This is a genomic window from Bradyrhizobium sp. P2_E8 (assembly GCF_056403875.1).
The window spans coordinates 1-24,099 of record NZ_JBFUES010000008.1 but is presented as its reverse complement, the minus strand read 5'-3'; the positions used below and the strand labels follow the sequence as shown (position 1 = coordinate 24,099).

19 protein-coding genes are annotated in these 24,099 nt (G+C 64.9%); 4 read left to right on the top strand and 15 right to left on the bottom strand.

The window, feature by feature from the left end:
• The 3 genes from AC1D00_RS01165 to AC1D00_RS01155 all read right to left on the bottom strand — a co-directional run.
• The coding region (locus tag AC1D00_RS01165; protein WP_477009372.1) for a hypothetical protein at positions 1–202 on the bottom strand (202 nt) is incomplete at its 3' end.
• 10 nt (positions 203–212) lie between these two features.
• Positions 213–1,643, bottom strand: coding sequence for an aldehyde dehydrogenase family protein (locus AC1D00_RS01160; RefSeq protein ID WP_135178473.1), 1,431 nt, complete (start codon positions 1,641–1,643; stop codon positions 213–215).
• A 291-nt stretch (positions 1,644–1,934) separates the two neighbouring features.
• Positions 1,935–4,298 (bottom strand): transketolase, encoded by a 2,364-nt coding sequence (locus AC1D00_RS01155; RefSeq protein ID WP_027546511.1) that lies wholly within the window; start codon positions 4,296–4,298, stop codon positions 1,935–1,937.
• A 133-nt stretch (positions 4,299–4,431) separates the two neighbouring features.
• On the opposite strand from AC1D00_RS01155, the gene AC1D00_RS01150 reads away from it, so the two are divergent.
• Entirely contained in the window at positions 4,432–4,893 is a 462-nt protein-coding gene (locus AC1D00_RS01150; protein ID WP_477009371.1) for an Lrp/AsnC family transcriptional regulator, read from the top strand.
• 81 nt (positions 4,894–4,974) lie between these two features.
• Complete coding sequence (gene ppk2, locus AC1D00_RS01145; protein ID WP_477009370.1) at positions 4,975–5,895, top strand: polyphosphate kinase 2; 921 nt, start codon at positions 4,975–4,977, stop codon at positions 5,893–5,895.
• Positions 5,896–6,050: 155 nt separating this feature from the next.
• Here ppk2 and AC1D00_RS01140 read toward each other — a convergent pair whose 3' ends face one another.
• The 11 genes from AC1D00_RS01140 to AC1D00_RS01090 form a co-directional block, all read right to left on the bottom strand.
• Positions 6,051–7,130 (bottom strand): zinc-binding dehydrogenase, encoded by a 1,080-nt coding sequence (locus AC1D00_RS01140; RefSeq protein ID WP_477009369.1) that lies wholly within the window; start codon positions 7,128–7,130, stop codon positions 6,051–6,053.
• A 63-nt stretch (positions 7,131–7,193) separates the two neighbouring features.
• Positions 7,194–8,135, bottom strand: coding sequence for a DMT family transporter (locus AC1D00_RS01135; protein ID WP_477009375.1), 942 nt, complete (start codon positions 8,133–8,135; stop codon positions 7,194–7,196).
• Between the two features lie 188 nt (positions 8,136–8,323).
• Positions 8,324–9,163 (bottom strand): aldo/keto reductase, encoded by an 840-nt coding sequence (locus AC1D00_RS01130; RefSeq protein ID WP_477009368.1) that lies wholly within the window; start codon positions 9,161–9,163, stop codon positions 8,324–8,326.
• A gap of 194 nt (positions 9,164–9,357) precedes the next feature.
• Positions 9,358–10,254, bottom strand: coding sequence for an SMP-30/gluconolactonase/LRE family protein (locus AC1D00_RS01125; RefSeq protein ID WP_477009374.1), 897 nt, complete (start codon positions 10,252–10,254; stop codon positions 9,358–9,360).
• 235 nt (positions 10,255–10,489) lie between these two features.
• On the bottom strand, positions 10,490–13,195 hold the full coding sequence (locus tag AC1D00_RS01120; protein ID WP_477009367.1) for a molybdopterin-dependent oxidoreductase: 2,706 nt from the start codon (positions 13,193–13,195) through the stop codon (positions 10,490–10,492).
• Between the two features lie 28 nt (positions 13,196–13,223).
• Positions 13,224–14,441, bottom strand: coding sequence for an NAD(P)/FAD-dependent oxidoreductase (locus tag AC1D00_RS01115; protein WP_477009366.1), 1,218 nt, complete (start codon positions 14,439–14,441; stop codon positions 13,224–13,226).
• A 10-nt stretch (positions 14,442–14,451) separates the two neighbouring features.
• On the bottom strand, positions 14,452–14,880 hold the full coding sequence (locus AC1D00_RS01110; protein WP_404554042.1) for a globin family protein: 429 nt from the start codon (positions 14,878–14,880) through the stop codon (positions 14,452–14,454).
• A gap of 120 nt (positions 14,881–15,000) precedes the next feature.
• Positions 15,001–16,380 (bottom strand): MFS transporter, encoded by a 1,380-nt coding sequence (locus tag AC1D00_RS01105; RefSeq protein ID WP_404554041.1) that lies wholly within the window; start codon positions 16,378–16,380, stop codon positions 15,001–15,003.
• A gap of 338 nt (positions 16,381–16,718) precedes the next feature.
• Positions 16,719–17,513, bottom strand: coding sequence for an ABC transporter ATP-binding protein (locus AC1D00_RS01100; RefSeq protein ID WP_027546521.1), 795 nt, complete (start codon positions 17,511–17,513; stop codon positions 16,719–16,721).
• 12 nt (positions 17,514–17,525) lie between these two features.
• Positions 17,526–18,422, bottom strand: a complete 897-nt coding sequence (ntrB, locus tag AC1D00_RS01095) for a nitrate ABC transporter permease (protein WP_135178484.1) — start codon at positions 18,420–18,422, stop codon at positions 17,526–17,528.
• Between the two features lie 59 nt (positions 18,423–18,481).
• Entirely contained in the window at positions 18,482–19,801 is a 1,320-nt protein-coding gene (locus tag AC1D00_RS01090) for a CmpA/NrtA family ABC transporter substrate-binding protein (RefSeq protein WP_135178485.1), read from the bottom strand.
• A gap of 677 nt (positions 19,802–20,478) precedes the next feature.
• Here AC1D00_RS01090 and AC1D00_RS01085 point away from each other — a divergent pair.
• Both AC1D00_RS01085 and AC1D00_RS01080 read left to right on the top strand, forming a co-directional pair.
• Positions 20,479–21,318: a formate/nitrite transporter family protein gene (locus tag AC1D00_RS01085; protein ID WP_135178487.1), complete on the top strand. Its 840-nt coding sequence runs from the start codon at positions 20,479–20,481 to the stop codon at positions 21,316–21,318.
• A 61-nt stretch (positions 21,319–21,379) separates the two neighbouring features.
• Complete coding sequence (locus AC1D00_RS01080; protein ID WP_477009373.1) at positions 21,380–23,119, top strand: bifunctional protein-serine/threonine kinase/phosphatase; 1,740 nt, start codon at positions 21,380–21,382, stop codon at positions 23,117–23,119.
• A gap of 15 nt (positions 23,120–23,134) precedes the next feature.
• Here AC1D00_RS01080 and AC1D00_RS01075 read toward each other — a convergent pair whose 3' ends face one another.
• Positions 23,135–24,052, bottom strand: coding sequence for an intradiol ring-cleavage dioxygenase (locus AC1D00_RS01075; protein WP_135178488.1), 918 nt, complete (start codon positions 24,050–24,052; stop codon positions 23,135–23,137).
• Positions 24,053–24,099: the final 47 nt, after the last annotated feature.

The following is a 24,099-nucleotide window of genomic DNA, read 5'->3' as shown; positions in this document are numbered from 1 at the left end:
GATGGAGCGTAGCGTAATCCGGGGACCGTTCCCGCATTACGCTTCGCTCTATGCGGGCTACGATTTCACGAAGTCCCTCCGCCGTCATTGCGAGCGAAGCGAAGCAATCCAGAGTCTTTCCGCGGAGATAGCGCAATGACGACCGAAAAACAAAAAACGCCGGAGCGGTTTCCCGCTCCGGCGTCATGTTCTCGTTCTTCAAGCGATAGAGCTTACGCCGCGTTGAAGCCGGCGACGGCCTTCACCTCGAGGAAGTCCTCGAGGCCGTACTTGCCCCACTCGCGGCCGTTGCCGGACTGCTTGTAGCCGCCGAACGGCGCGGTGCGGTCGTTGGGCACGCCCTGGAGGTTGACGTTGCCCGCGCGGATCTGCCGGCCGACGCGCTTGGCGTCCTCAACCGAAGCGCCCGTGACATAGCCCGCGAGACCATACGGCGTGTCGTTGGCAATGTGCACGGCCTCGGCTTCGTCCTTGGCGCCGATGATGGTCAGCACCGGTCCGAAGATTTCTTCGCGGGCGATCGTCATCTCGGGGGTGACGTCGGCGAAGATGGTCGGACGGACATAGAAGCCCTTGTTGACGCCCTCGGGCAGGCCCGGGCCGCCGGCGACGAGCGTTGCGCCCTCGTCGATGCCCTTCTTGATGAGGCCCTGGATCTTGTCCCACTGACCGCGGTTGACCACGGGGCCGATGGTGGTGCCTTCGGCGCGCGGATCGCCCGCCTTGGTCTTGTCGGCGACGGCCTTCGCGATCGCGGCGACTTCCTTCATCTTCGAGGCCGGCACGATCATGCGCGAGGGCGCGTTGCAGGACTGGCCGGAGTTGTTGAACATGTGCATCACGCCGCCGGTCACCGCCTTGGTCAGGTCGGCGCCTTCGAGGATGACGTTCGGCGATTTGCCGCCGAGCTCCTGGCTGACGCGCTTCACGGTCGGCGCGGCGCGCTTGGCAACGTCGATGCCGGCGCGGGTCGAGCCGGTGAACGAGATCATGTCGATGTCGGGATGCTCGCTCATGGCGGCGCCGACCTCGGGGCCGAGGCCGTTGACGAGGTTGAACACGCCCTTCGGCACGCCGGCTTCATGGAGGATTTCCGCGAAGATCAGCGCCGAGGTCGGGGTGAACTCCGACGGCTTCAGGATCATGGTGCAGCCGGCGGCGAGCGCGGGCGCGACCTTGCAGGCGATCTGGTTGAGCGGCCAGTTCCAGGGCGTGATCATGCCGACCACGCCGATCGGCTCGCGCAGCACCATGGCGGTGCCGACCGGCTCCTCGAAATGATAGTTCTTGAGCACGTCGAGCGTGGTCATGAGATGGCCGAGGCCAGCGCCGGCCTGGAGTTTCTCCGCCATCGGCAGCGGGGCGCCCATCTCGTCGGAGACGGCGGCGCCGATCTCCTTGAGGCGGCCCTTGTAGATCTCGATCACTTTCGTGAGCAGCGCGACGCGCTCCTCGCGGCTGGTCTGGGAGAACGTTGCAAAGGCGCGCTTGGCGGCGGCAACGGCCTTGTCGACATCGGCCTTGGAGCCGAGCGCAACCTCGTACATCGCCTCTTCCGTCGCCGGATTGACCACGGCGGTGGACTTCTTGACGGCGGGATCGACCCAGGCGCCGTCGATGTAGAATTGCATGCGATTGACCATCGTTAACCTCTTTTTGGGGGCATGGTGGGGGCGTTTCGGCAGGCATCCTTGCACGAAAGCGCCGGCAATTGAACCCGCCATATGCGGGGCCAGCGTTGCGGCGGACGGACGGTATATGAGCCGATGGCGGGAACGAGGCAAGGTCTCGCCACACTCACGGTGTCGTCCCGGCGTAGGCCGGGACCCATAACCACAAGATCCAGTTGGTTTGCTCAGGCGTCTACCGTCTGTCGACTACAACGCCCGCCGCGGAGTATGGGCCCCGGCCTTCGCCGGGGCGACGAGGAGTTTCTACACCGCCATCTTCCGATGCAGCACCGGCGCGCCGGTGGTGAGGCTTTCGGCCGCATCGATGATGGCGTTGGCGTCGATGCCGTAGTGGCGGTAGAGGTCGGCGATGGTGCCGGTCTGGCCGAACTGCTCGACGCCGAGCGCCTCGACGCGGTGGCCGCGGACGCTRCCGAGCCAGCCGAGCGCGGAAGGATGGCCGTCAATCACGGTCACGATGCCGCAGTCGCGCGGCAGCGGTGCCAGCAGCTTCTCGATGTGGCTGAGGTGCTGCACGCCGCGCCTGTCACGTCGCAATTTCCGTGCGGCGGTCCAGCCTGCGTGCAAGCGGTCGGCCGATGTGATCGCGAGCAGGCCGATGTCGCGCCGGCTCTCGCCGATGAAGCCGGTCGCCTCGATCGCTTCGGGCGCGACCGCGCCGGTATAGGCGATCACGAGTTCGGCATTGGGGCCCGGCTTACGCAGCCAATAGGCGCCGTCGGTGATGCCTTGCTGAAGCTCCGGCGTCATGATCCGCTGCGCCTGCTCGATGCTGCGCGTCGAGAGGCGCAGATAGACGGAACCGCCCTCGCCCGGATCGCGCTGCATGTGATTAAAACCCCAGCCCATGATCACGGCGAGTTCGTCGACGAAGGCCGGCTCGAACGAGGCGAGGCCATCCTGCGCCATGCCGATCAGCGGCGTCGCAATCGACTGGTGCGCGCCACCCTCGGGCGCGAGCGTGATGCCTGACGGCGTCGCCGCCACCATGAAGCGCGCATCCTGGTAGCAGGCATAATTCAGCGCATCGAGGCCGCGCTCGATGAAGGGGTCGTAGAGCGTGCCGACCGGCAAGAGCCGCGCGCCGTTGATCTGGTGCGACAGGCCGAGCGCCGAGAGCATGATGAAGAGGTTCATCTCGGCGATGCCGAGCTCGAGATGCTGTCCCTTGGGCGAGGCGTCCCAGTTGTAGGTCGAGGGAATTTTCTCGCTACGGAATAAGTCCGCCTTCTCGGCGTTTGCGAACAGGCCGCGCCGGTTCACCCACGGGCCGAGATTGGTCGAGACGGTGACGTCGGGCGAAGTCGTGACGATGCGCCTGGCGAGTTCGCTGTCGCCGCGCGCGATCTCGTTCAGCACGAGGCCAAAGCCCTGCTGGGTGGACATCTGCGGCGACGGCTTGAAGGCGAGCTGCTGTGGCACCTCGACGACGGGCGCGGTCAGCCGGCGGCCGTCCTGGTTGAACGGCACGCGCGCGAGGAAGGCGTCGAGCTCGGCGGGAGCTAGCGCGAGGCCCTCGTACTTGTCCCATTCGTGGCCGGGCCGGATGTTCTGGCTCTCGCGATATTTCTCCATCTGCGTGACCGTCATCAGGCCGGCATGGTTGTCCTTGTGGCCCTGGAACGGCAGGCCGACGCCCTTGATGGTGTAGGCGATGAAACAGACCGGGCGATCGTGGTCGATGGATTCGAACGCATCCAGCATGCTCGCCATGTCGTGGCCGCCGAGGTTCGACATCAACGCCAGCAGCTCCTCATCGCTGCGCTTGTCGATCAGCTTGGTGATCGGCCCCTGGTCGCCGATCTCGTCGTGCAGATGCTTGCGGAAGGCCGCGCCGCCCTGGAAGCACAGCGCCGCATAGAGCGCGTTCGGGCAATTGTCGATCCAGCGCTTGAGCGCCTCGCCGCCGGGCTCGGCGAACGCCTCGCGCATCAGCCGGCCGTATTTCACGATCACCACGTCCCAGCCGAAATTGCGGAACATGGTCTCGAACTTTTCCCAGAGCCCTTCGCGCACGACGGCGTCGAGCGACTGGCGGTTGTAGTCGACCACCCACCAGGTGTTGCGCAGGCCGTGCTTCCAGCCTTCTGCCAAGGCTTCGAAGATGTTGCCCTCGTCCATCTCGGCGTCGCCGACCAGCGCGATCATCCGCCCTTCGCGGCGATCCTTCATCCAGCCATGCGCCTTGACGTAATCCTGCACCAGCGAGGCGAACAGCGTCTGCGCGACGCCGAGGCCGACCGAGCCGGTCGAGAAATCGACATCGTCGACGTCCTTGGTGCGCGAGGGATAGGACTGCGCGCCCTTGAAGCCGCGAAAATTCTCCAGCTTCTCGCGGCTCTGCCGGCCGAACAGATACTGGATGGCGTGGAACACCGGGCTCGCATGCGGCTTCACCGCGACGCGATCCTCGGGGCGCAGCACGCTAAAATACAGCGCCGACATGATGGTCGCGAGCGAGGCGGAGGAGGCCTGGTGGCCGCCGACCTTCAACCCGTCCGCGTTGGAGCGGATATGGTTGGCGTGGTGGATGGTCCATGACGACAACCACAGCGCCTTGCGGGCCAGGGCAGTCAGGGTTTCGAGGCGCGCGGAATCGACGGGCATGGCGATGCTCCGGAAAATGACGCCCCGATGATACGCCTGCCGGCCCCGCCAAACTTCTCAATTTTTCGCGCCATACCTGCCGATATTGGGATATTTTACCAATCGAATGCCCCCTGACCCAGGTTTCATCCCAATGACCGAGCTCGACGCCATCGACCGCAAAATCCTCAGCTACCTCCAGAACGACAGCCGCCTGACCATGCAGGAGCTCGCCGACAAGGTCGGGCTCTCGGTGTCGCCCTGCCACCGCCGGGTCAAGCTGCTGGAGGAGCGCGGCGTCATCTCGCGCTATATCGCGACCGTGGACCAGAAGGCGCTCGGCCTGCATGTCAGCGTCTTCATCTCGATCAAGCTGGCGCGGCAGAAGGAGGAGGACCTCAACCGCTTCGCCCGCGCGATCTCGAAATGGGACGAGGTGCTGGAGTGCTATCTGATGACCGGCAACCGCGACTATCTCCTGCGCGTCGTGGCAGCCGATCTCGCTTCCTACGAGACCTTCCTGAAGACCAAGCTGACCCGGCTCGACGGCATCGCCTCGATCGAGTCGAGCTTTGCGCTGAGCCAGGTGAAATATTCGATCGCGCTGCCGGTATGACGGTCTGCCGGTGTCACATGGACGCAATAAAGGCCGCCGATGGTCGTGGGGACATTGGCATCTGAGCCGAGAGAAGGATCCATGACGACAGCCGACCGCCCCACCGACGCCGCCATGCGCGACCGCTTCTACCAGGAGATTGCCGACGATCTCGACGAGGAGCTGGAGCTCGAGCTCGACGACTCCAGGCTCGACGAACTGCTGGACGAGACTGGCACGCTCAATCCGACGGTGGACCGCAGGCTCTATTTCAGGGAATTGCTGCGACTGCAGGGCGAGCTGGTCAAGCTCCAGGACTGGGTGCAGAGCGAAAAGAAGAAGGTCGTGGTGCTGTTCGAGGGCCGCGACTCCGCCGGCAAGGGCGGGGTCATCAAGCGTATCACCCAGCGCCTCAATCCCCGCATCTGCCGCGTCGCCGCCCTTCCGGCGCCGAGCGAGCGCGAGCGCTCGCAATGGTATTTCCAGCGCTACGTGGCGCATCTTCCCGCCGGCGGCGAGATCGTGCTGTTCGATCGCAGCTGGTACAACCGCGCCGGCGTCGAGCGCGTGATGGGCTTCTGCTCTGAGGACCAGTACCAAGAGTTCTTCAAGACGGTGCCGGAGTTCGAGCGGATGCTGATCCGCTCCGGCATCATCCTGGTCAAATACTGGTTTTCGATCACCGATGACGAGCAGCAGTTCCGCTTCAGCATGCGCATCAGGGATCCGCTCAAGCAGTGGAAGCTGAGCCCGATGGACGTCGAGGCGCGCAGCCGCTGGGAGCAGTACACCAAGGCCAAGGAGACGATGCTGGAGCACACGCACCTTCCGGATTCGCCATGGTGGATCGTCGATGCCGTGGACAAGAAGCGCGCCCGGCTCAACTGCATCTCGCATTTGCTCAGCCGGATCCCGTACCAGGAGGTCGGCCGCGTGCCGGTGGTGCTGCCGCCGCGCGTGCGCAATCCCGACTATCACCGCGGGCCGGTTCCGCCGGAGATGTATGTGCCTGCGAAATACTGACGGCGGTCTCGTAGGTTGGGTTAGTCGAGCAGATGCGCGAAGCGCGTCTGATCGGCGTAACCACCTCTTCTGTCACCGCTGCAAGAGAAGTGGTGGGTTACGCCGTGCGGACTGCGCTTCGCGCAGCCGCAAGGCTAACCCACCCTACGAAGCGATCACCGCCACGGCTGCACGATGATCTTCGTGTGCGCCTCGGGATTGGCGAGGTCCGCGAAGGCCTTTGCGACGCCGTCGAGGCCGACCTCGGCCGTCACCATTGCTGCGGCGTCCACCTGCCCTTCGGCGATCAGGCGCAAGGAAGCTGCGAACTCGTCCGGCGTGTAGCCGAGCACGTACTGGACGTTGAGTTCCTTCATGATGCCGAGCATGGGCTCGTTTCTGTCGGTCTCCATGCAGACGCCGACCACGACGATGCGCGCATCACGCGGGGCGCCCTCGAACACCTGCTGCAACAGGCCCGGCACGCCGACACATTCGAAGATGATTGCGGGCTTCAGCGCCGGCAGCATGGCCTGCAACGGCGGCCGCGCCGCCTTCTCGGCCTCCGACATCTGGGCGTGCTCGGCCCAGGTCGCGTAGGGCTGCGACACCTTGGGATCGACGACGATATCGGCGCCGAGCCTCGCCGCCAGCGCGCGCCGCGCCGGCGAATAGTCGGCGGCGACGATCGGATGCAGACCCCTGATCTTCAGCGCGGCAATCACCGCGAGCCCGACCGGGCCGCAGCCGATGACGAGCGGCACCTCGCCGCCGCTTATGTTGGCTTTTGCCACGGCGTGGACACCGACGGCGAGCGGCTCGGTCAGTGCGGTATGTTCGGGAGCCAGACCGTTGGGCACCTCGAGCAGCAGCGCTTCGCTCAGCAGCATCGCTTCGGCATAGCCGCCGATATTGTCGTTGGAATAGCCGATGCCCTCGATGCCCTGCGGCGTCACCAGGGCCGGCAGCGAGCAGACATGGGTGCCGGGCTTGAGCTTGCGCGCGGTGCCGGGACCGTAGTCGACGATCTCGCAGCAGAATTCATGACCGAACACGACGTCGCGGGCGAGGTCCATCGGCTTGCGGCCGACCTTCCGCGCCATCTCGACCATGCGGTGGGCATGCTGGCGCGCATGCAGGTCGGAGCCGCAAATGCCGCAGGCGAGCGTCTTGACCAGCACCTGGCCGGGCCCCGGCTTCGGCTCGGCCATCTGACCAACGACAATCTCACCGTTCCTGAAGATCGCAGCGCGCATCCGGTTCCTCCCGTATTGTTGTTGGAGCCGTTGATAGCACGACGCGCGATGCGCGAACTTGCGTCAGGCGTTCGGGGAACGCTCTTCCAGCACCAGGAGCTGGGCGCGGCGGACGCGCTCGCGATGAGCGATGTAGAGACCGCTAGCGACGATAAAGGCCGCGCCGACGACGGTCCAGATGCTCGGCACCTCGCCGAAGATGAAGAAGCCGAGAATGCTGACCCACAACAATTGCGAGTAGGAGAACGGCGCCAGCACCGAGGCATCGCCGTAGCGATAGGCGAGCACGACGATCCACTGGCCCGCCGTGGAGGCGACGCCGATGAAGATGCCGAGCGCAATCGCGGTCCAGGACGGTGTGACCCAGACGAACGGCACCATCGCGGTCAGGATCGCAAGACCGGTCAACGAGGAATAGGCCATGGTGGTGACGACCGCCTCGCGACCGCTCATCATGCGCGTCAGGATCAGCGTGCCGGCCCAGCAAGCGGCCGAGATGACCGGGAAGAACGCTGCGAGATGAAACGCGCCGGTGCCCGGGCGCAGGATGATCAGCACGCCGATCAGGCCGAGCGCGGTGGCGAACCAGCGGCGCATGCCCACCTTCTCACCGAGGAAGACAATGGAGAGCGCAGTGACGAACAGCGGTGCGACGAAGCCGGTTGCGGACGCTTCCGCGATCGGGAGGAAGCGCAAGCCCGTGATGAAGAACAGCGAGGAGCCGAGCAGCACCGCGCCGCGCATCACATGCAATCCGAGGCGCTCGGTGCGCATCGCGTAGTACGGCGAGGACCGCAGCATCACCGGCGTGAATATCAGCGCGAAGGTGAGAAAGCGGATCCAGGTGATCTGGATCGACGGCAGGCTGGTCGAAAGATATTTCGCGGTGATGTCGGAGCAGCCGAGAAATACCGTCGACAGCAGGATCAGCGCGATGCCCTTGAAGGGATGGTCGACGCGCGCAGGCGCGCGGCGGCCGACGTTCTTCTTCTCCGGCAAAGGCATGGAAATACTGTCGAGCCTTGCGGCTGCGGCGGGCGGCGGAGTCACGGCAGAAACTCTGGAAAATGCGAATCGGGGACGGCTGTAAAAAACGACAAATGCGCCGCTTTCACAACTTCCGAAAACAGGATGCCGATATGCGCTGAGGGCTGCGCGCGTCAATATTCCATTAAGAATGCGCGCTTGCTGCACTACAGCATGGGAAGACCTCGCGGCTTCGGACCGCGCGGAAACGCCGCATCAAGCGCCGCAATCTCCTCTTTCGCCAACACGAGATCGCCGGCGGCCGCATTCTCGCCGGCATGTTCCGCCGACGACGCCTTCGGGATCGCGAACACCGTAGTTGCACGGGTGAGGAAGCTCAGCGCGACCTGACGCGGTGTCACGCGCCGCGCCTCCGCGATGCGCGCCAGCACGGCGCCGCCCTTGCTGTTGCTTGCGGGAAAATCGTCATGGCCGAACGGAGAGTATGCGACGACCGCGACGCCATGCCGCTCGCACCACGGGATCACGGCATGCTCGATCGCACGTTCCTTCAGATGATAGAGCACCTGATTGCAGGCGACGCGGCCCTCGCCCGCGACATCGAGCATCTCGTCGAGATCGTCGGCATCGAAATTGGAAACGCCCCAGGATTTGATCTTGCCGGCCTTTGCCAGCTCCTCGAACGCTGCGACGGTGTCTTCGAGCGGATAGGAGCCGCGCCAATGCAAGAGATAGCAATCGAGCCGATCGGTCTTGAGCCGCTTCAGCGAACGCTCGCAGGCGGTAATCGTGCCGCGGCGCGACGCATTGCTCGGTAGCACCTTCGAGACGAGGAACACGTCCTCGCGCCGGCCCGCGATCGCGTCGGCAATGACGAGCTCGGCATCGCCATACATCTCGGCGGTGTCGATATGGGTCATGCCGAGATCGAGCCCGCGCTGAAGCGCTGCGATCGCGCGCTTGCGATCGCCATGGTCGAGATACCAGGTGCCCTGCCCGATGACGGAGACGTTGGCGCCGGTCTTGCCGAAGGGGTATGTGTTCATGTTCGCTCCGATCTCCGCTGTTCATTCCCCCTCTCCCCGTTCTTACGGGGCCGCGACGAGCTTCGCTCGCGCTGAGAGGGTCGGGGTGAGGGCTGCGTCCGCAAAGTCTGTGACAGTTAGACACGCGGAGACTCCCCCTCACCCGCCGCGCTACGCGCGTCGGCCTCTCCCCGCAAGCGGGGAGAGGCGAAGGACTACAATCCGCCGATGTCCGCGACCAGCACGCTGCCGGTCGCGGACTCCGTGATATAGAGACGATCCTTGTTTTCGCCACCGATCGCGACATTTGTGCAATTCGGCCCCGCACAGGACTTGATCCGCGCGATCAATTCGCCGTTCGGCGCGAACACGAAGACGTGGCCAAGCGAGGCGTGGCCGACGAASAGGCGGCCACGCGCGTCCATCGTCATGCCGTCGGGACCGCTGGTGCCGAACAGCGAGCAGAAGCGGCCGACCTTCGAGACGCTGCCGTCCTTCATGAACGGCAACCGCCACACCGCGTTGTCGCGTGTCATCGCGACGAACAGCACGGTCTCGGTGGGATCGAGCACCAGGCCGTTCGGACTGATGCCGGTGTCGATGAGGCAGTCGAGCCTGCCGCTCGACGTCAGCCGGTACACACGGCCGCTCGGATCGTGCAGGCCGGTCTGACCCTGATCGGTGAAATAGATGTCGCCGCTGGAGGCCAGATGCAGGTCGTTGCAGCCGCGGAAGGATTCCGAATTGCGCGCGGTCAGGAAGGGCTTGATGCGGCCGGCCGTCGCATCGAGCTCCATGATGCCGTGCATGTAGTCGGCGACCAGGATGCGGCCGTCGGCCGCGATCTTCAGTCCGTTCGGCCAGCCTTCATATTCGACGACTTGCGACCATTCGCCGTCAGGCGCGATGTGGAAGATGCGGCCGAAGGGAATGTCGACGACGTAGAGATTGCCGTCCCTGTCGAATGACGGCCCCTCGATGAAGCTATCGGTCGCAACACCCGGCCGGTTGGCATCGGCCCAATCCGTCCGCACGCCCTTGCGGCGGAACTTGTCGGGCATGGCGGAGAAGAGTGTCGTCTCGATGAGACGCGGCGGCGTTTCCAGGTACATCATGGTTGTTATGGGTGCTGCTGATGGGGGAGCGCGGCAACATAGGGCACAATCGAGGGCGCGTCGATTGGGGCGGAGGCATGGCGTCCCGCCCTCACCGTCATTCCCCGCGAAAGCGGGGAATCAAGTACGCCGCGGCCTCACCGCATAATCACAGGTGCCTCGGCGTACTGGATCGCCCGGTCAAGCCGGGCGATGACAGCGGAGTCTCCGGCAACGACCGAGAACGTCGCCCCTACCCCGCTGCGCCCACGACCTTCGCCTGCTTCACCGGCGCTACCTCCGTCGTCGCGATCAGGCGCTTCAGCTCGGGGATGCAGGAGCCGCAATTGGTGCCGGCCTTGAGCCTGGCGCCGATCTCGGCCGTCGTGCGCGCGCCAGTCGCGATGGTGTCGCAGATGGTGYCGCGGCCGACGCCGAAGCAAGCGCAGACGATCGGACCGGTCGCGGCGGCGCCTTCGCTGGACTTGCCGGACAGCAGCATGCGCCGCTGATCGTCGGTGACCTGATCGGCCACGAAGAGGCTCTTCACCACCTCCCAGTCGCCGGCATCATGAGCGGGTCCGACGAACAGGCAGGTCTCGATGCGGTCGCCCGCGAACGAGGCCGCGCGATAGACGCCGCCGCCGAAATCGCGGTACTCGGCGACATCCTCGCCGGCGACACTCTCGAGCCAGGCGGGCCAGCGCGACAGATCGGCGTTGTCGGCGAAGAGATAGCCGAAGCCGCCGCTGACCGTGACGCGCGTCCACAGCAGATTGGGCGGCAGATCGAGCTGTTTGCGCGACAGCGCGAAGCCGCGGAAGACGTATTCATAGGGCGCGATCGCGGCCGGCGTCGCCTTCGATTCCGGCTGTCCGGAGAACGGGTCGGTGAAGGACTGCACCAGCGCGCCGACGCGGCCGTGCGAGGCGTTCATCGCGCTCCAGTGGATCGGCACGAACAGTGTGCCGCGCTGCTGCCGATCGCTGACGACCACCTTCAGGATGCACTGCCCGTAATCGGTGGTGATGCGGGCATAGCCGTCGTGGGCGATACCGTATTTGCCGGCGTCGTCTGGATGGACCTCGACGAACGGCTCGGGCAGATGCGCGCCCAGCCGCTGGCTGAGGCCCGTGCGCGTCATGGTGTGCCACTGGTCGCGGATGCGCCCGGTGTTGAGCCGCAGCGGACGCGACGCGCCGGTCTCGCCGCGCAGCGACGGCATCTCCGGCGCGACGAAGCGGCCTTTGCCGTCATTGGTGAAGAAGCCGCCTGTCGCAAAGAAGCGCTCGCCGGACGCCCCGCCTTCGCGCACCGGCCACTGCACGGGCTTCAAGGCGTCGAAGGCCTCGTTCGAGAGCGAGGTCAACGCACCGATGTCGAAATCGCGGCTGCCGTCGTTCTCGAACGCCGAAAGCGCGGCGTGCTCGCGGAAAATATCGGCGGCGGATTTGTAGTCAAAGCTGTCGCCGAAGCCGAGACGTTTTGCGGTCTCGCTGAGAATCCACCAGTCMGGCCGCGCCTCGCCCGGCGCCGGCAGGAACGAGCGCTGGCGCGAGATGCACCGTTCGGAGTTAGTCACCGTGCCGGACTTCTCGCCCCAGGCCAGCGCAGGCAGCAGCACATGCGGGCCAGCCTCGACCGTGTCGTTGGAGAGCACGTTCTCGGAGACCACGAACAGCTCGAGCTTCTTGAGTGCCTCGCGCACGAAGTCCGCATCGGGCAGCGACACCGCGGGGTTGGTGCCCATCACCCACAGCGCCTTGACCTCGCCGCGGTTGATCGCCTCGAACAGCTGCACCGCCTTCAGCCCCTCATGGGTGGCGATGCGCGGCGCCTTCCAGAACCGCCTGACACGGTCGATGTCCGGCGGCGTGAAGTTCATGTGCGCGGCGAGCTGATTGGCGAGACCGCCGACCTCGCGGCCGCCCATCGCGTTGGGCTGGCCGGTGAGCGAAAACGGCGAGGCGCCCGGCTTGCCGATGCGGCCCGTGGCGAGATGGCAATTGAGGATCGCGTTGACCTTGTCGGTGCCCTGCGCCGACTGGTTGACCCCTTGCGAATAGAGCGTGACGACGCGCTCGACGTCACGGAACATCTTGAAGAAGGTCGCGACGTCCTGCTCGGAGAGGCCTGTGGCCAGCGCAGTCGCAGTGACGCTGCCGGCGATGTTGCGCGCGCGCGCCAGCGCGTCGTCGAAGCCCGACGTGTTGGCCGCGATGTAGTCCTGGTCCAGCGCGCCGCTGTCGGCGAGATGGACGAACAGGCCCGAGAACAAGGCGGTGTCGGTGCCGGGCTTCAGCCCCAGGAACAGATCGACATCGCTCGCGGTGTCGGTGCGGCGCGGGTCGATCACGATCATGCGGGCGCCGCGCTCCTGCCGGTTCTTCAGCATGCGCTGGAACAGGACCGGGTGGCACCACGCCGCGTTCGAGCCGACGAACACCAGCAGGTCGGCCTGGTCGAGATCCTCGTAGCAGCCGGGCACGGTGTCGGCGCCGAAGGCGCGGCGATGGCCGGCGACCGAGGACGACATGCAGAGCCGCGAATTGGTGTCGACATTGGCGGTGCCGACAAAGCCCTTCATCAGCTTGTTGGCGACGTAGTAATCCTCGGTCAGGAGCTGGCCGGAGAGATAGAACGCGACCGCGTCGGCGCCGTCGCGCGCCACGATGTGCTGCATGCGGTGGGCGACGTGGTCGAGCGCATCGCTCCAGGCGACGCGCTCCAGCACGCCCTTGCAGCGGATCATCGGGTAGAGCAGCCGGCCCTCCAGCCCGACGGTCTCGCCGAGCGCCGAGCCCTTTGAGCACAGCCGGCCGAAATTGGCGGGATGGTCCGGGTCGCCGGCGATCGCCGCTCCGCCCTTGCCGTCGGGCGTTGCGAGCACGCCGCAGCCAACACCGCAATAGGGGCAGGTGGTCTTGGTGGTCCGGAGCGTCGGGTCGATCGCCGTCATATCGAGCTGCCTTGTCAAGCCGCCTCTATCAAGCCGCTTTGGAGGGACGCGCGAGCGCGCGGCCGAACATCATGTCGGTACGGATCGCCGCCACCTTGTCGCGGTTGCGGATCAGTTCGAGATACCAGAGCGCATCGACGGTATCGCCGATCAGCACCGCGCCGGTGAGCCGGCCGTCGGCGATGACGAGCTTCTTGTAGGTGCCGCGCCTGCGGTMTGACAGCACGAGGTTCTCGCTGCCCTCCCCGCCCATGAAGTCGCCGGCGGAGAACACGCTGACGCCCGAGACCTTCAGATTGGTCGAGACCACGCTGCCCTGATAAGCGGCGGGCCGGCCGGCGAGATGCCGCGCCAGCACGCGCGCCTGCTCATAGGCAGGCTCGACCAGGCCATAGCTGGTGCCGCGATGCTCGGCGCATTCACCGAGCGCGAAGATGTCGGGTGACGCCGTCTGCATGACGTCGTTGACCACGATGCCGCGGTTGACCGCGATGCCGGCGTCCTTGGCCAGCGCGATGTTGGGCTTGATGCCGGCGGCAAAGATCACGGCATCGGCTTCGATGCGGCTGCCGTCGGCGAGCTCGACGGCTTCGACGTGGCCGTCGCCATGGATGCATTTCGTGCTCGCATTGAGCAGGATGCGGATGCCCTTGCGCTCGACCAGCGTCTTGAGCAGGTCGGCGGCCGGCCCATCGAGCTGGCGCTCCATCAGCCGGTCCATCAGATGCAACAGCGTCACCGGAGCGCCGGCCTTGGCAAGCCCATAGGCCGCCTCCAACCCGAGCAAACCGCCGCCGACCACGACGACGCGCTTCTTCGCCGCCGCAAGCGTCAGCAGCAGGTCGACGTCGCGCGTGTCGCGGAAGGTGTGCACGCCGGCGAGATCGGCGCCCGGCACGTTGAGCCGCAGCGGCGTCGATCCCGTGGCGAGCACGAGCTTGGAATATTCCATGCTCTCCTCGCCCTCGATCTTGAGCTCGCGGCGGCCGGTGTCGATCTCCGTGACGCGGTAGCCGTAGCGCACCGTGACGCCGCGATGGCGCCACCAGTCGGCCGGCCGCAGCTCGATCTCGTGCGAGCCGGTCTCGCCGGCCAGCACCGAGGAGAGGAGCACGCGGTTGTAAGCGAGCCTCGGTTCATCGCCGATAACGGCAACCGCGTAGCGGCCAAGCGCGGTCTTGGCGAGCTCGTCGACCAGACGCGCGGCCGCCATACCGTTACCGACGATGACCAGCGGTTCACTCACAAGGCATCTCCTATTCGGCGGCCTGCGACTGTGCGCCGTAGGCCTCGGAAATCATGTAGCCGGACAGCACGCCGTAGGCGTCGGTCCAGGCCGTGGCGAGTTCGGGCGTCCAGGCGTCGCCGAGACCCTTCTCCAGGGTCCACAGCAAGGTCGCGCCGACGACGGGATAGTGCTCGGCCTTGGCGCCGTAGGCGACGTGACGCTTGGCAAGCGCCGAGGCCGCGGGGAGAATCGAGTCCAGGTTCGACAGGCCGCCGACGACGGCGGCAAGCATGCCCATCAGCTTCTTGCGCTGCTCGGTCATGTCTTCGGGAAACATCGCGCGCACGGACGGCGCCACCTCGAACAGGCGATCGTAGAACAGCACCGCTGCGGTTTCCGAAATCGGCGCGACCTTGGCGAAGCTCTGCTGGACGAGGGCGATCTGTTCTGACGTCATGATGTTCTCCTGCCTGTTGGGTTTGTCTTGGTGCGCGCCGTTGCGAACCAGGTTCATGGTCAAACTGTCGGGCAATGCTTCTCCCCGCGTACGGGGAGAAGCGAGATTCATACCAAGCGGTCACACCCTTGCTTCGGCGAGGCTTGGCGCGCCTTCACGCTGCGGGCTGCGACGCAGGTAGAACCACCAGGTCAGACCGAGGCAGGACGCGTAGAAGGCGAGATAGATCGCGAGCGCGAGCTGCGGCCCGCCGGTCATGGCGATCGACTTGCCGAAACCGCTCGGGATCAGATAGCCGCCGACCGCGCCGACCGCGCCGATGAAGCCAACCGCCGCACCGCTCTCGATGCTCGCCGTCTTCAGGGCGACCGCGCGCGCCGCATCGCCCTTGCCGCGCACCTTGAACAGGTTCTGCTCGCGGAAGATCGAGGGGATCATGCGGTAGGTCGAGCCGTTGCCGATGCCCGTCGTCACGAACAGGATCAGGAACATCGACAGGAAGCCGATGAAATCCTTCTGCCCGACGAAATAGAGCACGCCGACGGTGGCGCCCGCCATCACGATGAAGTTCCAGAAGGTGATGACCGAGCCGCCGATCCTGTCGGCCAGCCAGCCGCCGAACGGGCGCGACAGCGAACCGACGAGAGGCCCGAGGAACGCGATCGCGATCGTCACCGACGGAAACTGCGTCTTGATCAGCAGCGGAAACGCCGCGGAGTAGCCGATGAAGGATCCGAACGTGCCAATATAGAGGTACGCCATGATCCAGGTGTGCTTGCGCTTGACCACCGCGAGCTGATTCCTGATCGACGACTTGGCCGTGGTCAGGTTGTTCATGAAGAACACCGCGCCGAACACCGCGATCGCGATCGGGAGCACCCACATCAGGCCGGCGTTCTGCAGGAACACGCCGTCGACGGGGGTTGCCTGGAACAGGTTGATGACGGCGAGCGTCATCAGGATCGGGGTCAGGAGCTGCACGCTGGAGACACCGATATTGCCGCCGGCTGCGTTGAGGCCCAGCGCCCATCCCTTCATCTTGTCCGGGAAGAAGAAGGAGATGTTGGTCATGCTGGAGGCGAAATTGCCGCCGCCGAGACCGGCGGTCGAGGCGATCAGCAGCATCAGCCAGAACGGCGTGTCGGGCTGGCTGACGAAATAGGCGAGCGACAACGTCGGAATGAACAAGATGGCCGCGCTGAAAATGGTCCAGTTGCGACCGCCGAACGTCGTCACCGCGAATGTGTAGGGAAAGCGCATCAGGGCACCGATCAGGCCCGGCACGGCAACGAGCTGGAACAGCTGGTCGGTGGTGTAGTGGAAGCCTGCCTGCGGCAGCTTGGTGGTGACGATGCTCCAGATCAGCCAGACCGAAAAGCCGATATGCTCGGCCACGATCGACCAGATCAGGTTGCGTCGCGCGATAGTCTTGCCAGTTGCGTTCCAGAACGCCTCATCTTCGGGGCGCCAGTCTGAAATCCAGGTCGGATTCTTCGTCATTGAGTATCCCTTCTAGGCTCACCGCTGCGTCGTTGCAGGCTCAGCCTCCAGGCATGGAGGCGCGCTCCGAGGCTTCACCCCGGTGGCGAGTTCACGATGCTGATTGATGATGTTGAGGGACGTCGTCGTTGGCGTCGCGCAAATGCACTTCAATTTCCGTGCCAAATGCGCGCGCTCGGGAAATACAGGGAATTCAGGGGCTTGTTCGAAACGCCCGAAATTTTTGCACGACCATTTCGCACGCAAATTTTGCGTTTCGCTCAATCCCTGTGCGCCGCACAAGGATTGAGCTTGATGTCTCAAAATTGGGCGAGACGCATCACGCACCAACGCCGTGTTTACGCGGCCTCGACGAAGCGATGACGCTCGTAGAGGAATTCGAGCACGCGCTGCCGGCACTTCAGATAGGTGGTGTTGGTGGCCAGCTCGAGCCGCTTGCGGGGACGTGCCAGCGGCACCTCCAGCACCTCGCCGATGCGCGCGCTCGGCCCGTTCGTCATCATCACGATACGGTCGGACAGGAGCACGGCCTCGTCGACGTCGTGGGTGATCATCAGAATGGTATTGCCGAGCTTCTGGTGCAGCGCCATCACCGAATCCTGCAGATGCGCGCGGGTGAGCGCGTCGAGTGCGCCGAACGGCTCGTCGAGCAGCAGAACCTTCGGCTCCATCGCCAGCGCCCGCGCGATGCCGACGCGCTGCTTCATGCCGCCGGAGATTTCGGAAGGTCGCTTGTCCTTGGCGTGGGCCATCTGCACGAGATTGAGATTGTGCATGACCCAGGCGTCGCGCTCGGCCCGCGTCTTGGTCTTGGCGAAGACCTTGTCGACGCCGAGCCTGACGTTCTCGTAGACCGTGAGCCAGGGCAGCAGGCTGTGGTTCTGGAACACCACGGCGCGATCGGGCCCCGGCGAGTTGACCTCGCGGTTCTCCAGCAGCACGCCGCCGGTCGAGGCGTTGGTCAGCCCTGCGATGATGTTGAGCAGGGTCGACTTGCCGCAGCCGGAATGGCCGATGATCGAGACGTATTGCCCCTTCTCGATCGTCAGACTGATGTCCTTCAGGACCTCCGTGGTGGCGGCGCCGCGGGTAAAAATCTTGTCGATGTGGTCGAGCTTCAGATAGGCGGTCATGTGTCCCTCCCCTCAGTTCATCGCGGTGCCGCGGGTGACGATCTTGCCGAGGCCCGCAATCAGGCGATCGAGCACGAAGCCGACGATGCCGACATAGATCAGAGCCAGGATGATCTCGCTGATGTGCGAGGAGTTCCAGGCGTCCCAGATGAAGAAGCCGATGCCGACACCGCCGATCAGCATTTCGGCGGCGACGATGGCGAGCCACGACAGACCGATGCCGATGCGCAGGCCGGTGAAGATGTAGGGTGCGGCCGCCGGGATCATGACCTTGCCGAAGAACTCCAGCGGATTGAGCTGCACGACGGCTGCGACGTTGCGATAGTCCTGCGGGATGTTGCGGATGCCGACCGCGGTGTTGATGATGATCGGCCAGATCGACGTGATGAAGATGACGAAGATCGCCGAGGGCTGGCCGTCGCGGAACGCCGCGAGCGAGAGCGGCAGCCAGGCGAGCGGCGGGATGGTGCGCAAGACCTGAAACAGCGGATCGAGCCCGCGCATCGCCCAGACCGACTGGCCGACCAGCACGCCGAGCGCGATGCCGGCGATCGCGGAGAGCGAATAGCCGAAGGCGACGCGCTGAAGGCTGGCGGAGAGATGCCAGAACAGGCCCTTGTCGATGCCGCCATGGTCGAAGAACGGATCGAGGATCAGCTCCTTGGTGTCCTTGAATACCCGCGACGGCGGCGGCAGTGCCGAGCCGGCGCGGCGGCAGACCAGCTCCCAGACCAGCGTCAGCAGCGCGATCACGACGAGCGGCGGGATGACGCGCACAGCGGTCTCGCGCACCATGCGCGCGTAAGCCTCGCTCCGCGGCGGCCGCTTCGGCGTCATCGCGACGACGGGCGCGGCGCTCCCCGCGGGCGTCGCGCTCTCAACCTCAATCTTCGTGGCAGGCATGTTCATCGCTATCTCTCTCCGGCTCCGGGACGATGCGGCCGCCTCGCGGCGGCCGCAGGGCTCCATCAGACTTCGACGCGCTTGATCGCGAGCGACTTCAGATAGGCCGCCGGATTTTCGGGATCGAACACCTTGCCATCGAAGAAGGTCTCCTTGCCGCGCGAGGTGGAGGCCGGGATCTCGGAGGCGGCGACGCCGAGCGTCTTGGCGGCGTCGCGCCACATGTCCTCGCGGTTGACCTTGGCGATCAGCGCCTTGGTGTCGAAGTTCGCCTCGTATTTGCCCCAGCGAATGTCCTCGGTGAGGAACCAGAGGTCGTGGCTCTGGAACGGGTAGGAGGCAAAGTCCCGCCAGTACTTCATGATGTGCGGCGAGTTCTCGACCACCTTGCCGGGGATGCCGTAGTCGAACTTGCCCGAGGTGCGATCGAGCACGTCCTCGACCGGGCAGTTCATCCACTGCCGCTTGCCCATGATGGCGGCGAGCTCGGCCTTGTTCTCGGCCTTGTCGGCCCATTGCTGGGCCTCCATCACGGCCATCAGCAGCGCCTTGGCGGCCTTCGGATATTTGTCGACGAAGGCTGCGCGCATGCCGAAGGATTTTTCCGGATGCTTGTTCCAGAGTTCGCCCGTGTTGATCGCCGTGTAGCCGATGCCCTGGTGGATCAGCTGCAGGTTCCAGGGCTCGCCGACGCAGAAGGCGTCCATGGTGCCGACCTTCATGTTGGCCACCATCTGCGGCGGCGGCACGACGATGGTCTCGATGTCCTTGTCGGGGTCGATGCCGCCGGCGGCGAGCCAGTAGCGGATCCAGAGATCGTGGGTGCCGCCGGGGAAGGTCATCGCGGCCTTCACCGACTTGCCGGAGGCCTTCTTCTTCTCCAGCGCCGCCTTGAACGGCGACGCGTCGACGCCGAGCTTGAGGTCGGCATATTCGTTGGCAACCGAGATGCACTGGCTGTCGAGATTGAGCCGCGCCAGGATGTACATCGGCGTCGGCTGGTTGTTCTGCGTCACCTTGCCGGCCGAGATCAGATACGGCATCGGGGTGAGGATGTGGGCGCCGTCGATGCCGTTTCCTTCGGAGCCGAGCACGAGGTTGTCGCGCGTCGTGCCCCAGGAGGCCTGCTTCTGCACGTCAGTGTCAGGCATGCCGTATTTGGCGAACAGGCCCTTGTCCTTGGCGACGAAGAGCGGACCGGCGTCGCTGAGCGCGATGAAACCGAGCTTGGCGCCCTTGACCTCGGGGCCGGCGTCCTGCGCGAACGCGCCGGCGGGGAAATTGAGCTTGGCGGCGGCAAGAAGGGCAGCGGTGCTGCCGGTGGCCTTCAACAATTGACGGCGGCTGAGGCCAGTCTCGGAGGGCCGGCGGATGCGCTTGGTCATCGGTGATGTCGTCCTTTTGCGTCGTTGCGAATGATTGCGTCAGTGCGCACGAGCAGCCCGTCCGTCCGTGACGCCCGAAAAAGGCGCATGCGAACGCGCGACGGGGGGACCCCCGTCTGGTGGCGTCAGCAAAATCGGATGAGAAGTCTCGCGGGACGGCTTCAATGGCGTCGGCTTGGAACTATTCAAGCTTCATGCCAAGCGCCGGACCTCAGAAACCTATGATAATTCAACACGTTATATGCTCCGCGCCAGTCTGTCGCAGGGTTGTTGCGCACGCGAAATTTGCGGACTGCTCATTTCTTGTGCGCCGCACAAATCTTATGCAGTCGCCTAAGCAAAAGGCCGCCGAGCGGACAAAAGCCCGATCAAGGCACGCACCATCCATTTGAAATCGCTTACGTTTTCTATCACGCCCAAGCGGCACGCGACTTGCATTTCCATTGGCGTCAACGAAGACTGCGGCTTGCCGCATTGTTGCAGCCTCTGGCGGCTGCAAACCGGAAGCTCAACTGCTTCGCGGCCCTTCTCGGCTCAGTCGTCGTGACGCGATTCCCAAGGCTTCCAGACCTCCATAGCCCTCGTGCGCGGCAGAGCTGTCCGCACGGCTCAAGGCGTTCAGCCGCGCTCTCTCTGGGGGCGTGTCGATCTCACTTACGAAGCAAAAGGAACCATTGATGTCGTATCTCGCGCCTTCGGAATTCGTCACCAAGATGGTGGATGCGGGCGAGTCCAAGATCTTCATGTCCACCCGGGATACCATCATCCGGGCTTATATGGCCGGCGCCATCCTCGCGCTGGCGGCCTGGTTCGCCGTCACGATCAACGTGAACACCGGCCAGCCGCTGGTCGGCGCGCTGCTGTTTCCGGTCGGCTTCGTCATGCTGTACCTGCTGGGCTTCGACCTCTTGACCGGCGTGTTCGTGCTCTCGCCGCTCGCCCTGATCGACAAGCGCCCGGGCGTCACCTTTGGCGGCGTGCTGCGCAACTGGGGCCTCGTCTTCGTCGGCAACTTCGCCGGCGCCTTCACCGTGGCTTTCATGATGGCGTTCGTCACGACCTTCGGCTTCACGCAGGACCCCGACAAGGTCGGCGCGGCCATCGGCAATATCGGTGAGGGCCGAACGCTCGGCTATGCCGCGCACGGCGCCGCCGGCATGGCGACGCTGTTCCTGCGCGGCATGCTCTGCAACTGGATGGTCTCGACCGGCGTCGTCGGCGCCATGATCTCGACCTCGGTCCCCGGCAAGGTCATCGCGATGTGGATGCCGATCCTGGTGTTCTTCTACATGGTGTTCGAGCACTCCGTGGTGAACATGTTCCTGTTCCCGTCGGGCCTGATGCTGCACGCGAAGTTCTCGATCATGGACTACCTGATCTGGAACGAGATCCCGACCGTGCTCGGCAACCTCGTCGGCGGCCTCGCCTTCACCGGCATGACGCTCTACGCCACGCACGTCATGACCCTGCCGAAGCGCCAGGCCGGCAAGACCACGCGGCCCCGCGTCGCGGCCTGATCAAACAACGTCTCGACAGGGGAGCCTCGCCCGAGCAGGGTGAGGCTCCCCCTTGCCGGTGATGACGATGACCCGCGGACTCCTGATTTCGATCGGCCAGCACTCCGACAGGGGTCGCAAGCCCGTCAACCAGGATTTTCACGGCGTCCTGATTCCGGAGGAGCCGCTGCTCAGCCTGAAGGGCATCGCGGCGGTTCTCGCCGACGGCATCTCCAGCAGCACGGTGAGCCAGATCGCCAGCGAGTCGGCGGTCAAGAGCTTCCTGATGGACTATTACTGCACGTCGGAATCCTGGACGGTGAAGACCTCCGCCCGCCGCGTGCTCGACGCAACCAATTCCTGGCTGCATGCGCAGACGCGCAAGAGCCAATATGCCTATGACCGCGACAAGGGCTATGTCTGCACCCTCAGCGCCATGGTCATCAAGGCGACTACCGCGCACATCTTCCATGTCGGCGACTGCCGCATCTACCGCGTCGCCGGCAAGGCGCTCGAGCAGCTGACCGACGATCACCGCATCATCGTGTCGTCGGAGCAGACCTATCTCGGCCGCGCGCTCGGCATCAACCCGCAGCTCGAGATCGACTACCAGACGGTCGAGATCGAGGCCGGTGACACCTTTATCCTGGCAACCGACGGCGCCTACGAATTCGTCGATGCGCGCTTCATCACGAGCGCGCTCAACGAGCATGCAGCCGAGCTCGACGGCGCCGCGAAGGCGATCGTGGACGAAGCTTACCGGCGCGGCAGCGACGACAACATCACCGTCCAGATTCTCCGCATCGACGCAGTGCCGCAGCGCGACTCGGCCGGTATCTTCAATCAGACCTTCGAATTGCCGCTTCCTGCGCTGCCCGAGCCGCGGGCGATGTTCGACGGCTACAGGATCGTCCGCGAGATTCACGGCAGCAGCCGCAGCCACATCTACCTTGCCGTCGATGCGGAGACCGAGGAGCCGGTCGCGCTCAAGCTGCCGTCGATCGACCTGCGCGACAATGCCGCCTATCTCAAGCGCTTCCTGATGGAGGAGTGGATCGCACGCCGCATCGACAGCCCGCACGTGCTCAAGCCGCTGTCACAATCGAGACGGCGCAGCTATCTCTACGTCGCGACCGAGTTCATCGAGGGGCAGACCTTGAGGCAGTGGATGCTCGACAACCCGCGTCCCGATCTGGAGACGGTCCGCAGGATCGTCGAGCAGATCGCCACGGGGCTTCGCGCCTTCCACCGCATGGAGATGCTGCACCAGGACCTCAGGCCCGACAATGTCCTGATCGACAAGACCGGCACCGCGAAGATCATCGACTTCGGATCGGTCAGGGTCGCGGGCGTCGCCGAGGCGTCGCCGAAATCGGCAGACGAGGAAATTCTCGGCACGGTCCAATATACGGCTCCGGAATATTTCCTCGGCGAGGGTGGCTCGCCGCGGTCCGACATGTTTTCGCTGGCCGCCATTTGCTACCACATGCTCACCGGACATCTCCCCTACGGCGCCCAGCTCGCCAAAATCCGGGGAAGATCGGACGCGTGGAAATTGAGATATCGCCCGGCCATCGATGCCGAGCGGGGCATCCCGGGATGGATCGACGGCGCGCTCAGGAAAGCGCTGCATCCCGATCCCTACAAGCGCCACGAGGACCTCTCCGAGTTCGTCTTCGAACTCAGGAATCCCAATCCGGCCTATCTCGCCACGCGGACCACGCCTCTTCTGGAGCGCAACCCGCTGCTGTTCTGGAAGCTGACCACGGCGATCCTGGCCTGCACGGTCATCGCGCTGCTCGCGGCGCTTCGGCTGCGATAGCCGGACAAGGTCGGTTCACGCCGGCTCCGCCGCCTTCACCCCGAGCGGTTTCGGCGCCATGCCGCCGCCGGGCTTGAGGTGGAATTCGTAGGTCATCAGGTGCCACGGCCCACTTGCCTTGGAGCCGTCGGGCATCGCGGGATCGGTGCGCGGCTCGACCTTGGCGACGAGGTCGTCCTTGACGCCGAACACCACGTCGGAATCGAGGTATTTGTCGCCGTCCATGAAGACATGCGTGATCAGCGGCTCGTAGCCCTTCGCATTGACGAGGAAGTGCACATGTGCCGGACGCATCGGATGGCGATTGGTCTGCACGATCATCTCGCCGACAGGGCCATCGGTCGGGATCGGGTAGCTGCACGGCAGGATGGTGCGGAAGAAGAAGCGGCCGTCGCCGTCCGTGATGAAGCGCGCCCGCGCAGAGGCGCCGACCTCGTCATAGTTCGGCTTCTGTGAATCATAGAAGCCGTCGTCATCGGCATGCCAGACGTCGACGGGAACGCCCGCGAGCGGCTTGCCCTTCAAGTCCGTGACGCGGCTCTGCACGAACATCCGCTCGCCGGCTTGATTGTTCGGCGAGATGTCGGTGCCGTGCGCGGTCACCTTGTGCTCGCCGACATAGAACGGGCCGAGCACCGTGGTCTGGGTCGCGCCCTCGCGATCCCTGTGGTTGACCGCGTCCACCAGCATGGAGACGCCGAGCACGTCGGAGAGCAGGATGAACTCCTGGCGGGTGTCGGTGCATTTGTGGCCGGTGCGGGTCAGGAAATCGATGGCGTATTCCCACTCCTCGAAGGTGAGACCGGTCTTGCTCACGTAATCGTGCAGCGACTTCACCAGTTCCTGGAGCAGGAATTTTGCACGCGGGTTCGGCGTCTGGTCAAAGCTGCGGACGACGGCTTCGGTGAGCTCGGTCTCGTTGAACTGGGTCATAGTGCGTTTGCCCTGAGTTTTCTCGTTGGCCCGGATGGGCTCCTTGG